Annotated in this window: 11 protein-coding genes; 9 read left to right on the top strand and 2 right to left on the bottom strand. The window is 51.9% G+C overall.

Annotated elements, in window-relative coordinates; genetic code table 11:
- The first annotated feature begins 105 nt into the window (after positions 1–105).
- The 3 genes from ilvA to FCL47_RS18360 all read left to right on the top strand — a co-directional run bounded on the left by ilvA (position 106) and on the right by FCL47_RS18360 (position 6,111).
- Positions 106–1,614, top strand: a complete 1,509-nt coding sequence (gene ilvA, locus FCL47_RS18370) for a threonine ammonia-lyase, biosynthetic (protein WP_136815097.1) — start codon at positions 106–108, stop codon at positions 1,612–1,614.
- Positions 1,615–1,630: 16 nt separating this feature from the next.
- Positions 1,631–4,837 (top strand): transporter substrate-binding domain-containing protein, encoded by a 3,207-nt coding sequence (locus tag FCL47_RS18365; RefSeq protein WP_167496555.1) that lies wholly within the window; start codon positions 1,631–1,633, stop codon positions 4,835–4,837.
- Between the two features lie 119 nt (positions 4,838–4,956).
- The gene (locus FCL47_RS18360; RefSeq protein ID WP_136815095.1) at positions 4,957–6,111 is read left to right on the top strand and encodes an MFS transporter; all 1,155 of its coding nucleotides are present in this window, start codon (positions 4,957–4,959) and stop codon (positions 6,109–6,111) included.
- Positions 6,112–6,171: 60 nt separating this feature from the next.
- Here the strand turns inward: FCL47_RS18360 and map are convergent, their stop codons facing one another.
- Positions 6,172–7,173 carry a type I methionyl aminopeptidase gene (gene map, locus FCL47_RS18355; protein WP_136815094.1) on the bottom strand — a complete coding sequence of 334 codons (1,002 nt, stop codon included), beginning with the start codon at positions 7,171–7,173 and terminating at the stop codon, positions 6,172–6,174.
- A 292-nt stretch (positions 7,174–7,465) separates the two neighbouring features.
- Between map and holA the strand changes: the two genes are divergently transcribed.
- The 3 genes from holA (at position 7,466) to clpA (ending at position 11,583) form a co-directional block, all read left to right on the top strand.
- Positions 7,466–8,833, top strand: coding sequence for a DNA polymerase III subunit delta (gene holA / locus FCL47_RS18350; protein WP_136815093.1), 1,368 nt, complete (start codon positions 7,466–7,468; stop codon positions 8,831–8,833).
- A gap of 130 nt (positions 8,834–8,963) precedes the next feature.
- On the top strand, positions 8,964–9,278 hold the full coding sequence (gene clpS / locus FCL47_RS18345; protein ID WP_136815092.1) for an ATP-dependent Clp protease adapter ClpS: 315 nt from the start codon (positions 8,964–8,966) through the stop codon (positions 9,276–9,278).
- Positions 9,279–9,318: 40 nt separating this feature from the next.
- Positions 9,319–11,583 (top strand): ATP-dependent Clp protease ATP-binding subunit ClpA, encoded by a 2,265-nt coding sequence (clpA, locus tag FCL47_RS18340; protein ID WP_136815091.1) that lies wholly within the window; start codon positions 9,319–9,321, stop codon positions 11,581–11,583.
- Positions 11,584–11,763: 180 nt separating this feature from the next.
- Here clpA and FCL47_RS18335 read toward each other — a convergent pair whose 3' ends face one another.
- Positions 11,764–12,072, bottom strand: a complete 309-nt coding sequence (locus FCL47_RS18335; protein ID WP_136815090.1) for a hypothetical protein — start codon at positions 12,070–12,072, stop codon at positions 11,764–11,766.
- A 60-nt stretch (positions 12,073–12,132) separates the two neighbouring features.
- Here FCL47_RS18335 and FCL47_RS18330 point away from each other — a divergent pair, with 60 nt between their 5' ends.
- The 3 genes from FCL47_RS18330 (at position 12,133) to FCL47_RS18320 (ending at position 14,943) form a co-directional block, all read left to right on the top strand.
- Positions 12,133–12,471, top strand: a complete 339-nt coding sequence (locus tag FCL47_RS18330; protein ID WP_136815089.1) for a histidine triad nucleotide-binding protein — start codon at positions 12,133–12,135, stop codon at positions 12,469–12,471.
- 305 nt (positions 12,472–12,776) lie between these two features.
- Positions 12,777–13,589, top strand: a complete 813-nt coding sequence (locus FCL47_RS18325) for a ZIP family metal transporter (RefSeq protein ID WP_136815088.1) — start codon at positions 12,777–12,779, stop codon at positions 13,587–13,589.
- A gap of 7 nt (positions 13,590–13,596) precedes the next feature.
- The gene (locus FCL47_RS18320) at positions 13,597–14,943 is read left to right on the top strand and encodes a DNA recombination protein RmuC (protein ID WP_136815087.1); all 1,347 of its coding nucleotides are present in this window, start codon (positions 13,597–13,599) and stop codon (positions 14,941–14,943) included.
- Positions 14,944–15,000 lie beyond the last annotated feature (57 nt).

Here is a 15,000-nt window from a genome sequence, read left to right as displayed (position 1 = left end):
ACATCTATCGGACCGGATCAATTTCAGTCCCGGCAAACAAGATCCGGTCCCTGCCCGCGCCTTTCAGCGCAGCTCATTTTTTCCCTGTCGCGTTGAGGTCTCTCCTTGCAGAAACTTTTTAAACAGATCCTCACTTCCCGGGTATACGAAGCCGCTGTCGAAACATCCCTTGACGAGGCAACAGGCCTGTCGACCAGATTACACAACCGCATTCTGTTAAAACGGGAAGATCAGCAACCGATATTCTCTTTCAAATTGCGCGGGGCCTACAACAAAATTGCCCATCTGACACCTGTTGAGCGGCACAAAGGGGTGATCACCGCCTCGGCCGGCAATCACGCGCAGGGGGTGGCGTTTGCCGCCGTAAAACTCGGGATACGGGCACTGATCGTTATGCCGAAGACAACCCCGAGAATCAAAATTGAGGCAGTACAGGGTCTCGGCGGGGAAGTAGTCCTTTTCGGCAACAACTATTCGGAAGCAGCCGGTCATGCCGAAAAACTCACGGAAGAGTTGCATATGATCCCCGTCCATCCCTTTGATGACGAACTGGTTATTGCCGGTCAGGGAACCATTGCCGTCGAGTTACTGCGCCAGAATCCCGGCAGACTGGATGCGGTATTTGTTCCGGTGGGTGGCGGAGGGCTTATCTCCGGCCTGGCGCTGTATCTCAAGACACTGCGTCCGGAGATTCAGGTGATCGGCGTAGAACCCATGGACAGCGACGCCATGTACCAATCGCTTGCCCAAAATGCCCGGATTACACTTGCCTCAGTGGGCATTTTCGCCGACGGGGTGGCTGTCCGTCAGGTAGGCAAACTGCCTTTTGAGCTGTGCCGAAAATATGTCGATAAAATAATCAGGGTAACCACTGACGAGCTCTGCAGCGGCATCAAGGCAATATACCAGGCCACCCGCTCGATTGTCGAGCCGGCCGGCGGCCTTGGGATGGCGGGACTCCTGAAATACACCCAGGACACGGGATGTACAGAGCAAACCCTGATCGCCATCAATTCCGGGGCCAACATGAATTTTGAACGGCTGCGATATGTCGCTGAACGGACCCGAATAGGCGAAAAACAGGAGGCCCTTTTTGCCGTTACTGTCCCTGAAAAACCCGGCAGCCTCAAAGCGTTCTGCCGGGATATGGTCGGAGAGCGTGATATCACGGAATTCAACTACCGGCTGTCGAGCAGAAACCAGGCCCATATCTTCGTCGGCATTTCGACCCGCAACGAGAAGGAACGCTTCTCTTTTGCCAAGCTGCTGACCAGTGCCGGATATGCAAATATCGACCTCACCGACAATGATCTGGCCAAGACCCATATCCGTTATATGGTCGGCGGCAAATCAGGCAAAGTGCGGCACGAACGATTATTCCGGTTCTGGTTTCCCGAGACTCCCGGAGCACTGAGCCGTTTTCTCGAGGCCACTCGCGGCAGACACAACATCTCCCTCTTTCATTACCGGGCACAGGGTGGCGACTTCGGCCGGGTTCTCATTGGCCTGGAATGTCCTGATGGTTCGGATACAGAGCTGGAAAAACGACTCGACGCCCTCGGCTATCGCTACAAGGAAGAGACAGCCAATCCCGCCTATACTCTTTTTCTGTAATGCACAGAGGCCAGACTTGAACCAACGATCTTTACTAAAACTCATTTACTTTTTGCCCTTCCTCTTTTCGTTGGTCATTTGTTCCGCGTTTGGCGCAGCCGCTTCCGATCATCAGCCTTCGGCGGCAAAGACCATCCAGGTGGTCATGGATAAAAATTACCCTCCCTACGCCTTTCTGGACAGCGATGGCGTTCTTCAGGGAATTCTTGCCGATCAATGGGCGCTTTGGCAGAAAAAGACCGGCATTCGGGTCGAGCTGAAGGCGTTGGACTGGAAGGATGCACTGACTGGTATGCAGGCTGGAGAGTTTGATGTCATCGACACTATTTTCATGACGGAGGAGCGTTACACCTGGCTCGATTTCAGCAAACCCTATGCTCGCCTGGAAGTTTCTGCTTTTTTTAATAACGAAATAAGTGGCATAACCGACGTGAAATCCCTGAAGGATTTTATAGTGGCCGTTAAGGAAGGCGACGCAGCAGTCGATTTCCTGCAGCGCCATGGGCTCGACAAACTGGTCCTTTATCAGAGTTACGAGGCAATTATCCAGGCGGCTCAAGCACACAAGATCAACGTCTTCGTCATGGATAAACCTCCTGCCCTGTATCTCCTCCACAAGTATGGGATGCAGAACCAGTACAACGTCACCCAGCCTTTTCATTCGGGAGCATTTCACCGGGCGGTCAGCAAAGGGAAGAATGCATTGCTCAATCAGATCGAGACTGGTTTCTCCCGGATCTCGCCCGAGGAACTCCAGCAGATTGAGACGAAATGGTATGGCACACCTCTTGCGGAATTCGCTTCGGTAAAATTTTTATTGGTTGGCCTTGGGGTCACCTTTTTACTCATTTTTGTCCTGGTCTGCTGGAATCGATCGCTGCGAACAGCTGTGAAAAAACGGACGTCTGAATTAGAAAGGAGTGAAAACGAACTGCGAAAAAGCGAGACCCAGTATCGGGAACTGGTTGAAAATGCCAACAGTATAATTCTGCGCTGGGATCGCGAGGGTCGGGTTACCTTTTTCAATGAATTTGCCCAACGCTTCTTCGGCTATGGGGCCGAAGAAATTTTCGGGAAAAGCGTGGTTGGAACCATTCTGCCCGAGACGGATCAGGCAGGGAAAAACCTTCAGGACCTGGTGCGCGATATCAGATTGCGACCGAATCATTACGCAGTCAATGTTAACGAAAACATGCGCCGGGATGGCACTCGGGTCTGGGTATACTGGACCAACAAACCGCTCTTCGATGCTGCGGGCGATGTCAGCGAGATACTCTGTGTCGGCAATGACATTACCGATCAGAAAAGGGCGGAGGAGAAGCTGCAGGCCAGCAATGACCTGCTTTCCCTGTTCATTAAACACTCGCCTATTTACGCCTTCGTCAAAGAAGTAAACTCTACCACAAGCCGGGTGCTGCATGCCAGTGACAACTACAAGGACATGGTTGGTATTGCCGGTTCGGCAATGGTCGGCAAGACCATGGAAGACCTTTTCCCGGCTGAATTAGCCCAAAAAATGACGACCGACGATTGGCTGGTCGTCTCCCATGGGAAGATTCTTCATCTGGACGAGAACTTGAACAACCGTCACTACACTTCAATCAAATTTCCGATCCGCCTGGGGGACAAACATCTCCTCGCCGGTTACACCATCGATATAACCGAGCGCAAACAGATGGAAGAAGAGCTGCGCAAAAGAGAGAATCAATTGCAAAAGATTCTCGAGATCCTGCCCGTCGGCCTGTACTTCGCCGACAAGGAAGGCACCCTGCTGCACGGTAATCCCATGGGGGTGAAGATATGGGGTGCAGAGCCAAAAGTGCCAATGTCCGAATACGGCATTTTCAAGGCATGGCGCCTGCCTTCACGGGAGCCGGTCGAAGCCGAAGACTGGGCCCTGGTGAAAACAATTCGTAACGGGGCTACCGTCATTGACGAACTCCTCGAAATCGAGGCCTTTGACGGCAAGAGAAAAACCATCCTGAATTATTCGGCGCCGGTAGTAAATGACCAGGGTGAGGTTGACGGCGCCATCGCAGTCATGGTCGATATCAGCGATCGAATCGCCCTTGAGGGCCAGCTCCGTCAGGCCCAAAAAATGGAATCCATAGGCAGGCTGGCCGGCGGCGTGGCCCACGACTTCAACAATATGCTCAGCGTGATTCTCGGCCATTCCGAGTTGGCTCTTGAGACGCTCGATCCCCGCCAGCCACTCTTTGGCAACCTGCAGAATATTCGTAAGGCAGCCCAGCGTTCTGCCGATCTGACCCAACAACTCCTGGCCTTTGCCCGCAAACAGACTGTGGCGCCCAGAGTGCTTGACCTCAACGAGACCGTGGCCGGGATGCTCAAAATGCTGCAACCGCTCATTGGCGAAAATATCGCCCTGGCCTGGCTGCCGGAAAAGGAGGTGGGCGCCGTCAATATGGATCCCTCCCAGATCGATCAGATTTTGGTAAATCTATGCGTCAATGCCCGGGATGCCATCGAGGGTTCAGGCAAGGTAACCATAGAGACCGGTACCGCCGCGTTAGATGCGGACTTCCGCGCCAGGCATGCAGATTCCGGTGCAGGCGACTATCTCTTTCTGACGGTAAAAGACACTGGCTGCGGTATGGATCAACAGACAATTTCGCATCTTTTCGAGCCCTTTTTTACCACCAAGACGAAGGACAAGGGCACCGGTCTGGGGCTCGCTACGGTGTACGGCATTGTCAAGCAGAATAAAGGCCATATAGACGTCCACAGTGCGCCTGGCCAGGGGACGACTTTTAAGATTTACCTGCCCCGATTCGCCGCCAGGACAGAACAGAATGTTGCGTCAGATATGCAGGAAAAGCCCACTTGCGGTCACGAAACTATTCTCCTGGTGGAAGACGAACCCTTGATCCTTGAAGTTGCCAGGGCCATGCTTTACCCCCTCGGGTACACCGTTTTATCAGCCGCAACACCTGGCGAAGCCATCCGCCTCGCCCGGGAGCACGCCGGAGAAATCGATCTGCTGATGACGGATGTGGTCATGCCCGAGATGAACGGCCGGGATCTGGCCAGGAATCTGTTATCGCTCTACCCGGATATCAAGCGCCTGTTCATGTCCGGGTACACCGCTGATGTTATAGCGCATCACGGTGTTCTCGACGAAGGCGTATATTTTATCCAGAAGCCGTTCAGCATGCACGACTTAGCCGCCAAAGTCAGGGAGGTATTGTACAATCAACATTAAAAACGTGCATATGCCATTGTAATGTTTTATAGATGTCACCTTCTGTCAAAAGTACTCTCCTCAACAACAACTGTATACAGTAAGCCAGCACCTGACTTGCCAACCACCGGTGCCCCAGCATGTCCGCTAATCTGAAAATCCTGTTTGCTCTGACCCTCATTCATTTCACCGGCGATTTTTATTCCGCTTTCATCAGCCCCCTTTTCCCGGTTTTTGTCGACAAGCTCGGACTCAGCCTGACCCAGGTCGGTATCATCGCCGGGACGATGCGCCTGCTGGCTTTTATTATCCAGCCGACCGTCGGCTATTTCGCCGACCGCTGTCCAACGCGAGCCTTTATCTTTCTGGGCTTATCGCTGGCCATTGTCTTTATCCCGCTGTCGGGAATCGCCCCTAATTTCTGGGTACTGCTGCTGTGCATTGCGCTTGGCTCTGTCGGTTCGTCAATGTTTCATCCCTCCGTCACCGGCATGGTGCCACTTTATGCCGGATCGAAAGCCGGTTTTTCCATGTCCGTCTTCAATACCGGCGGCACCCTGGCCTTTGGCCTCGGCCCTCTTTTTATTACCTGGTATGTGGCTTATTTTGGATTGACGGCCATGCCGTTCACCATGCTCGCCGGACTGCTGGTCCTGATGTATCTGGTGAAGGTGATACCCGCACCGCAAAGCGAAGGGCTGAATCGGTCCGGTTTTTTCAGTGCCCTGAAGGAAAGCCTCGGCAGCGTCTGGAAGGTCGTTGCCCTCATCTGGCTGGTCATGTTCATCCGGGCGATAGTCGGGCAGTCCTTTCTGACCTTCATGCCGGTACTGTATGTGCAGGAGGGTTTCAGCGTGGTATCGGCAGGGGCAATTTATTCGTGTTTTATTGTTTCTGGCACAATCAGCGGCCTGTTATCCGGTCATTTCTCCGATCGCATCGGCTTCAAACCGGTTTTTATTTTCTCTTTTCTTGGTATGGCGCCGGCCCTCTGGCTGCTCATGCAGCTCCATGGCGGCTGGGTGTATCTCGGTGCGGTCCTTGCCGGGAGCTTCGTCCTGGCACCGCTCCCCCTCGGTGTCACCATGGCCCAGACCCTGGCCCCCAAGGGACGTTCGATGGTGGCCAGCCTGATGATGGGTTTTGCCTACGGCCTCGGCGGCGCCATTACCCCGCTTATCGGCAAGCTGGCGGACATGTTCACTATCCGTCCTGTCCTTACCTGTATCGCCGTAATTCCTCTTGCCGCCCTGCCGATAATAGCTCTGTTTCCGAAAACACGCAGCAACGGTTGAAGCCGGAATAGAAGGTTCGACACCCTTCACGGCACAACTCCTCTGCCAGAAAGATGACCGTCACTGTTTCATAAACCAGGGCTGCCGTCCCCCGGTGAGGATTTCCACGCCATCGGCAGTCACCAGAAGAGTGTGCTCGAACTGAGCGCTGCGCGCCAGATCACGGGTTACCGCGGTCCATTTGTCCGGCCAGACAACACATTCAGCGCAGCCGGCATTGATCATCGGCTCGATGGTAAAGGTCATGCCCTCTTCCATGATCGTCGCATTATTCGGCTCATAAAAATGGGCAACATAGGGGGCCATATGAAAGGACTCGCCGATTCCATGACCGGTAAATTCCCGGACGATACTGAAGCCATGCTCCCTGACCAGGTCTTCAATCACCTTGCCGATAGCATTAAAATGCTGTCCCGGCCGCACCAGGTCGATCGACTTCATCAGACACTCCCATGTCACCTGAACCAACTTTTTCGAATCTTCGTCGACCTCTCCGACAAAAACGGTCTCCGAGCAGTCTCCGTGCATGCCAAAGGCATAAACGGTCACATCACAGTTGACAATATCTCCGGCAACCAGTTCCCTGCTGTCGGGAATACCGTGCACCACCACTTCATTGACCGAGGTACAGATCGATTTGGGAAACCCCATATAGTTTAACGGGCTTGGATACGCGTCCAGTTCGACAGTCCGGCTGTGGGCGATCCGGTCAAGTGCATCGGTGGTTATGCCGGGCCGCACATTGGCAAGTACCGTATCCAGCACCTCGCGGGCGATCTTTCCCGCTTTTCGCATCCGCTCAATCTGGTCGGGGTTGACCTTTTTGCAGGATGATCTCGCGGACGTTGGCGCCCCGGTATCGGCGTATTCCGGCCGGCCGATATGATCCGGCACAGGGTTCATCGGACTTATCCTGCCGGCGGCGACAGTCGGTTTTCTGACCATCTCTTTTTGCAGGCCGGGAGGAGCTGTCTCGCCAAGTTCGTCGGAATGCAGATGGCATTTTTTATATTTTTTCCCGCTGTTGCACCAGCAGAGATCATTTCTTTTGGGTAATTTCACATTTCACTCTCTTTGCGCTGAATTGTCTTTTGCATTCAGAGATTCCGGGGGATTGTGCGGAACGCGCGAGGCGATGCGGCAAGGAAGCACCTTGCGGCATCGGATACGTGCAGACTTTGCGTACTCTTCATACAGCTTCGTTGTTGCATTGCAAACTTTTTTCTGGTCAGTTTTACAATTGAAAACTTGGAAATCCAAGGGAAAACCACTATTCTCAAAAGATAAAGGGCAGGAATTCTGAGGAAACACCTCTTTGCCCAAACGGCTGGCGAGAAACACGCAGGACAAACATATGACCCAACTCAAACGATCCGAATTTCAAGCCAAGATCCAGGAAGGACAGTTTGGCTCAGAATCGCAGGTTTATCTCTTTTTCGGTGAACGGTTCCTTTGCAAAGAAGCGGCCGACTCACTCCAGGATACCCTCCTACGCCAACAACCGGGAGCGGTGCACACCATCGACGGAGACAGGGAGGATCCCGGTCAAACCCTGGCCAGGTTGATGAGCTTTAGCCTGCTCCCCGGCAGACAGATTTATCGCATCGCCGATAGCCGGATCTTCCACAGCAAAACTGTCGTGGCCGAGATCTGGACCAAAGCCGTCCAGGCCTTTCAGGCCGGTCGTCCAGGACCTGCTTCCCGCCATCTGCAGGCCATGATCCAGGCGGCTGATCTGAAAATCGATGGGCCTTCCCCACTTTCAGAAATCCCCCCACAGGAATGGAAAAAAGTTTTCGCCTTTGACAAACCCGCCGACAGCCTGACCTGGGCCGACAACCTTCTCGGTGAGTTGCCGGAAATCCCGGCAGGCAACACCGCCAACCTGGCAGATCGCTACATCGAGGCATTTGACAAAGGGCTTCCCGGCGGAAACATTCTCGTGTTAACCGCCGAAACGGTAGATAAGCGCCAGCGCCTGTTTACCCATATCAAGAAAAAAGGCACGATCATCGACTGCTCTGTGGCGTCTGGTGCGAGCGCTGCCGCCCAGAATGAACAGAAAGCGGTCCTGCAGGAAATGATGGACAAAACACTGGCGCAGTTCGGCAGACGAATTGATCCTCCTGCAGCGGATCTTTTTCTTGAGCGCGTTGGTTTTCATCCGGTGGCCGTCGTCACCGAAATTGAGAAAATGGCCCATTTTGTCGGTGACCGCCCGGTTATTACCAGAAACGATGTGGAATTAATGATCGCCCGCAACCGGGAAGATGCCCTGTACGAACTCACCGATGCGTTTAGCAAAAGGCAGGTGGCCAGAACGCTGGTTATCCTCTCGCGGCTTTTGGAACAGGGCTTCCACAGCCTCGCCATCCTTGCCACCATGCGTAATTTCCTGAAGAAACAATTGATCTTTCGGTCCTTGCAGTTGCGCCCTTCCCCGGTCTGGCGACGAGGCATGAATGCCAAAGAATTTCAAAACCGCTACCTCCCGGATCTGAAGGCCCAGGGAGAGTGGAGCGAACTGCTGCAGGGCCATCCGTATGCCCTGTTTATGAGTTTCAGCAAGGCCTCCGACTATTCCTGCTCCGGCCTGAAGCGCTGGATGATCATGCTGCTTGACGCTGAATTTCGTCTGAAAGGTTCCCCGGTGCCTCCGCATCTGGTGCTGGAAGAACTCTTTCTGGCCATGCTGCAGGGTTCACCAAAGTTTTCCCGTTAGGAGACGGGAAGTTCTATTGAAAATGAGTAATTTGTTATTATGGTAATTGGTGTTCAAGGAGTATCTTAAATTATTGGGATATGCGCCGAGACAGAATTCAATCTTTAACGTACAAGTATTACAGTAAAAAATGACCGAAAATAAAAATCGTCGAGAAGGATCTGTCCTTACGGAAGACAATATTGAGATAAAAGAACCGCGGCTGTACAAAGTACTGCTGCATAATGATGACTATACTTCCATGGAATTCGTCATCGCCATACTGGAATCTGTTTTTCACAAGTCAGCCAATGACGCGACAAGAATAATGCTTAATGTTCACAACGAGGGGGTAGGAATCGCCGGAATATATACCCGGGAAATCTGCGAAACAAAGATCTCGGTTGTGCATGAGCTGGCGAAAAAAAACGAGTTTCCACTGCGGTGTTCGATGGAAACCGTCTAACAGGTGAAAGAGCCCTTTTACCCAACTATATGCGAAAATTATGCTGAGCAAAACACTGGAAAAATCCCTGATCCTGGCCATAAGAGAAGCGAAAACTCATAATCATGAGTATGTCACTGTCGAACATATGCTCTATGGCCTCTTACACGATGAGCTCACCAGTTTTATCATCAATGAATGTGGTGGCTCCACCCAGGTCTTGAAAGAACGCCTGGAAAAATTTTTCCTCCTGGAAATCCCTAAATTCTCCGACACCGGCACGAGAGAACCGGCGCAGACAATCGCCTTTAATCGCGTGCTGCAAAGGGCTGTAGCGCATGTCCAGAGCTGCGGCAAACAACAGGTGGACAGTGGCGATGTGCTGGTTTCCATCCTTGCCGAAGAAGAGTCCCATGCCGTTTATTTTCTCACTTCGGTCGGCATTGGTAAAATGGCGGTCGTCAATTTCATCTCCCATGAACTGCCTGCCGATGGGTTGCAGAAAGAACCTTTTGCCACCCCGCCGGAAAGCCCGAATCCGCAGAAGGGGACAAAAGACGCCAAGGCGCTGGAAGAATTTACCGTCAATCTTGCTGAATACGCGGCTCAGGGAAAACTCGACCCGCTTATTGGACGCAATGAAGAGATCGGCAGGATCATGCAGGTGCTGTGCCGGCGCAAAAAAAACAACCCCCTGCTCGTTGGCGAACCCGGTGTCGGCAAGACTGCCATGGCCGAGGGACTTGCCCTGCGCATTCATGAAGATAAAGTAGCCAGGGAGAAAGGGGAGAAACCAAAAGTTCCCGACCTGCTGCAGGATGTGGAAATCCACCTGCTCGACATGGGAACGCTGGTGGCTGGCACCAAATATCGCGGTGACTTTGAAAAGAGGCTGAAAAGCGTGGTATCTGCCATAGAGCAGAAAAAAAACGCCATCCTCTTCATCGATGAAATGCATACCATTGTCGGCGCAGGTGCCACCAGCGGCGGCTCGATGGACGCCTCCAACCTGCTCAAGCCAGCTCTGCAGGCCGGAATCCTGCGTTGCATCGGCTCCACCACCTATGAAGAATATAAAAACCAGATTGAAAAAGACCGGGCACTCTCGAGACGATTTCAGAAAATCGATATTGAAGAACCGTCGGTGGACGATACCCATCTGATCCTCAAGGGGTTGAAGGACAAATACGAAGAACATCACAATGTCCGCTATTCGCAGAGCTCGCTCAAAGCCATGGCCGAACTTTCGGACCGATATATCAACGAGCGTTTTCTCCCGGATAAAGCCATTGATATCATGGATGAAGTTGGCTCCTTTTTCCGGCTTGAAGGGAGACAGGGCACCATGGTCAAAATTACCGACATTGAAAAGGTGGTATCCCGCATTGCCAGGATTCCGGCGAAGAGCAGTTCGCATTCGGAGATCTCTGAGCTGAAACAAATGGCGGCCAACTTGAAAAAGGTCGTCTTTGGTCAGGATGAAGCCATTGAAGTGGTGACAACCGCGGTAAAACGCTCCCGCGCCGGACTGGGCAACCCCGACTCTCCTACAGGCAGTTTTATCTTTGCCGGACCTACCGGGGTCGGTAAAACCGAGGTGGCCAGACAGCTGGCAAGCACTCTCAACGTGCATTTCGAACGTTTTGACATGAGCGAGTACATGGAGAAACACGCCGTTGCCAGATTAATCGGCTCCCCGCCCGGCTATGTTGGTTTTGATCAGGGCGGCCAGCTCACAGAAGCTATTCGCAAGCACCCCTACTCAGTACTGCTGCTTGATGAAATAGAGAAAGCCCATCCGGATATATTCTCTATCCTTCTCCAGGTGATGGATCACTCGACCCTCACTGACAACTCGGGCAGGAAAGCGGATTTTCGCAATGTTATCATCATCATGACGACTAATGCCGGAGCAAGAGAGTTAGCCACCAGAAGCATAGGCTTCGTAACCGGCAAAAAGGGCAAGGACCAGACGGCAATCAACAAGCTCTTTGCCCCTGAGTTCCGCAACAGGCTTGATGCAATTGTCTCTTTCAGCGCCCTTGATACGAATGCAACAGAGCGCGTTGTAGACAAATTAATCAAAGAACTGGAAGGACAACTTGCCGAAAAACGGGTCAGTATCAAACTCAGCGATCAAGCCCGAAAATATCTGGCTAAAAAAGGCTACGACCCTGACTTTGGTGCCAGACCGCTGAGACGCCTTATTATGAAAGAGATCGGCGACACGTTGACCGAAGAGATCCTCTTTGGCCAATTAGCCAAAGGCGGGGAAGCTTTTGTCGACGAAAAGGACAATGAGCTTACCTTTAGTTATAAAAAATAACTGTAACCAGACAGGCTGACAGTCTTATAATAGTTGTTTTTTGCGCATCATACTGCCGCATCATAGTAGCTCCCGGAGATACTGTAATGCGGCATTTTTTATATCTATCGCCGGGAAAAGCATAAAACCCGGACTGCCGCGTATTTACGAAAACTTCATGGTGTTGTATACAGAGTTGGATTAAATACAGATAGATGTCGTTTTGAGCAGCTCCGGGCGGGGTGCTCTTTCCTTCACGAAATAATTTGCTTGAAAAGCACAAGATGATTGATAGCATGCCACTAATCCCGCCCAAAAGATTTGCGGGGTAAGTTCCTTCACGAAATAATTTGCTTGAAAAGCACAAGATGATTGATAGCATGCCACTAACCCCGCCCAAAAGCGTTGCGGGATAAGTTCCTTCACGAAATAATTTGCTTGAAAAGCACAAGATGATTGATAGCATACCACTAACCCCGCCCAAAAGCGTTGCGGGGTAAGTTCCTTCACGAAATAATTTGCTTGAAAAGCACAAGCAAATTATTTCTAAGTCACTAAGGAGAATTAACAATGGATAACTGTATATTTTGCAAGATTATTGCCGGCGAAATCCCCTCTAAAAAGCTCTATGAAGATGAAGAAGTCCTGGCCTTCTGGGATATTGCACCGCAATCGCCCGTTCATTTTTTGGTCATCCCCAAGAAACATATTGCACGTCCGGCAGACGTGACCGAAGCGGACGATGCCTTAATCGGCAAACTTATTCGAATCGGATCACAGCTGGCCAAAGAACACAATACCGACGATGGTTTCCGAATTATTTTTAATAATGGCGCCAAGGCCGGACAGGAGGTTTTCCACATCCATTTACATATTATTGGCGGTCGAGATAAGCCGTGGGCTCTTTAGTGAAGTAGAAATTTTTTCGGTGCAGTTTCCGAAAAAATTTCGTGACTGAACTTATACCCGTCAAGCGAGTACTGAACTGAGTCCCGCAAATCTTTTAGGCGGGATTACCCATTCCATCTGTGGAATCAGTAATTTCGTGACGGAACTGAGTACCCTCAAGGGGCATTGAAAATAATCCCGCGAATCTTTTAGGCGGGATTGGTCAATCTACCTTGGCTTTTTCATTTTAGGCGGGATTACCCGATCTCCCCCGTCATCATCAACCATCTTCGAGCAATTACTGCCATCCCCCCAAAGGAGAAAAAATGGAACAATGGTTTATTGAATTTTCACCCATTACCCAGGCCCTGATCGGTACACTTTTCACCTGGTTTCTCACCGCATTAGGTGCCGGCATGGTCTTTTTCTTTAAAAAAATCGATCGAAAAGTAATGGATGGACTGCTCGGGGCAGCGGCCGGTGTCATGATAGCCGCGAGTTTCTGGTCGCTGCTGGCACCGGCCATCGAAATGGTCGAAAGCCGCGGCGGGACTCCCTGGATCGCTCCCCTGATTGGTTTTCTGAGTGGCGGGATCTTTCTGTGGTGCGCGGACAAGCTCTTGCCCCATCTCCACCCGGGATTTCCTGAAAAAGATGCAGAAGGTATCAAAACCGGGTGGCAGCGCTCGGTTCTTTTAGTGCTGGCCATAACGCTGCACAATATCCCGGAAGGACTGGCGGTCGGGGTGGCATTCGGGGCGGCGGCAGCCGGACATCCTGCTGCATCGCTTGGTGGGGCTATTGCGCTGGCCATCGGTATCGGTATCCAGAATTTTCCGGAAGGTGCTGCGGTATCCGTCCCTTTACGCCGGGAAGGCATGTCGCGGACCAGGAGTTTTCTCTACGGTCAGGCTTCCGGCATAGTCGAACCCATCGCCGGGGTGTTAGGTGCTGCGGCGGTTATTATCATGCAGCCGATTCTGCCTTATGCCCTCTCTTTTGCTGCAGGGGCGATGATCTATGTCGTCGCGGAGGAGCTTATTCCCGAATCCCAGGCCGGAAGACATTCCGACATTCCGACCATAGGGGTGATGCTTGGTTTTGCTCTTATGATGACCCTCGACGTCGCTCTAGGTTAATACGGGCATGACTGAATTCGCCAGGGCTTTGATCCTCTTTCTGCAGGGTTTTCTACCGCAAAACATCGACCTGCCATCGCTGGTCCTGCTGCTGACGATGGCCACTCTGCTTTTGGGACTGGTCTGTCTCCTTCTCACCGGCAAAATTTCCAGGCTGATCAGGCAGCGGCAAAACCTTACACTTGCTCTGGCGACCACCGAAAAGAAGGCTGCAGATGCCCTGGAACAGTATAATCGCCAGACGATCCGGGAAGCCAAGCTCATCACCTTGCTGACCAACGAGCGAAAACATGCCGCCGAAAAACTCCAGCTGCTGGAAAATGCCCGGGAAGAATTGAAACTGCAGTTTGCCGGTCTGGCCCAGCAGATTTTTGACGAAAAAAGTGCCCGGTTCAGTGAGTTGAACCGGGAAAAACTCGATGCTATTCTCCAGCCGTTCAACAGCCAACTGACGGCGCTGAAGCAGGAGATTAACGATATCTACCGCCATGACAGCCGTGAACGGTTTTCCCTGAAATCTGAAATTGTCCAGCTCCGCGATCTCAACCTGCAGGTAAACCGGGAAGCAGTCAACCTCACCAACGCCCTGAAAGGCGATACAAAGATCCAGGGAAACTGGGGCGAGCTGGTTCTTGAACGGGTACTCGAAAAATCCGGGTTGCGCCGCGGCCTGGAATACGACACGCAGGGTGGTTTTCGTGATAACAGCAACCGATTGCTTAAACCCGACGTTATCGTCCATCTACCCGAGAATAAAGATATAATCATTGACTCCAAGGTATCGCTGGTCAGCTGGGAAAAATATGTCAACACGGACGATGAAAACGAACAACAAAGACATCTCGCAGCGATGCAGAAAGCTATTCGTGAACATATTGCCACTCTCAGCCAAAAAAATTACCCGGAGCTCGCCGGTATTCACTCCCTTGACTTTATCCTGATGTTTATGCCCATTGAGGCCGCTTTTTCCACCGCCTTCGCCCAGGACGATACTCTTTTTCTTGAAGCGCTCAGCAAAAATATTATTATTGTAACGCCGACGACCCTGCTGGCTGCCCTGCGTACGATTGAAAATATCTGGCAATTTGAGCATCAGAGCAACAATGCCCAGGAGATAGCGCGACGGGCAGGCATCATGTATGATAAGTTTCGCGGCTTTATGGAAGAGATGGAAAAAATCGGTAAACAGCTGGCTACCTGCCACAGCACCTATGATGGTGCCTTACTGAAATTGACCCGCGGCCGGGGCAATCTTGTCGCCCAGGCGGAACAATTGAAAGAACTGGGGGTTCAGGTCAAAAAAGAGATTCCAAAATCGATCACCGACCTGGCTGAGCTTGATTTGAAAAACTGACCCGGCAACGGGGGCAAGGAGCCGGAATTAATGAAAATTATAGGTTTTCTTCCCGGC

It is taken from the genome of Desulfopila sp. IMCC35006, assembly GCF_005116645.1.
GTDB lineage: Bacteria > Desulfobacterota > Desulfobulbia > Desulfobulbales > Desulfocapsaceae > Desulforhopalus_A.
This window is presented reverse-complemented; position numbering and strand designations above follow the sequence as displayed.

Coding starts and splice junctions, on each gene's coding strand:
- FCL47_RS18320 (WP_136815087.1), top strand. CDS start 13,597: ATGACTGAATTCGCCAGGGCTTTGATCCTCTTTCTGCAGGGTTTTCTA.
- holA (WP_136815093.1), top strand. CDS start 7,466: ATGACCCAACTCAAACGATCCGAATTTCAAGCCAAGATCCAGGAAGGA.
- clpA (WP_136815091.1), top strand. CDS start 9,319: ATGCTGAGCAAAACACTGGAAAAATCCCTGATCCTGGCCATAAGAGAA.
- FCL47_RS18325 (WP_136815088.1), top strand. CDS start 12,777: ATGGAACAATGGTTTATTGAATTTTCACCCATTACCCAGGCCCTGATC.
- clpS (WP_136815092.1), top strand. CDS start 8,964: ATGACCGAAAATAAAAATCGTCGAGAAGGATCTGTCCTTACGGAAGAC.
- FCL47_RS18330 (WP_136815089.1), top strand. CDS start 12,133: ATGGATAACTGTATATTTTGCAAGATTATTGCCGGCGAAATCCCCTCT.
- FCL47_RS18360 (WP_136815095.1), top strand. CDS start 4,957: ATGTCCGCTAATCTGAAAATCCTGTTTGCTCTGACCCTCATTCATTTC.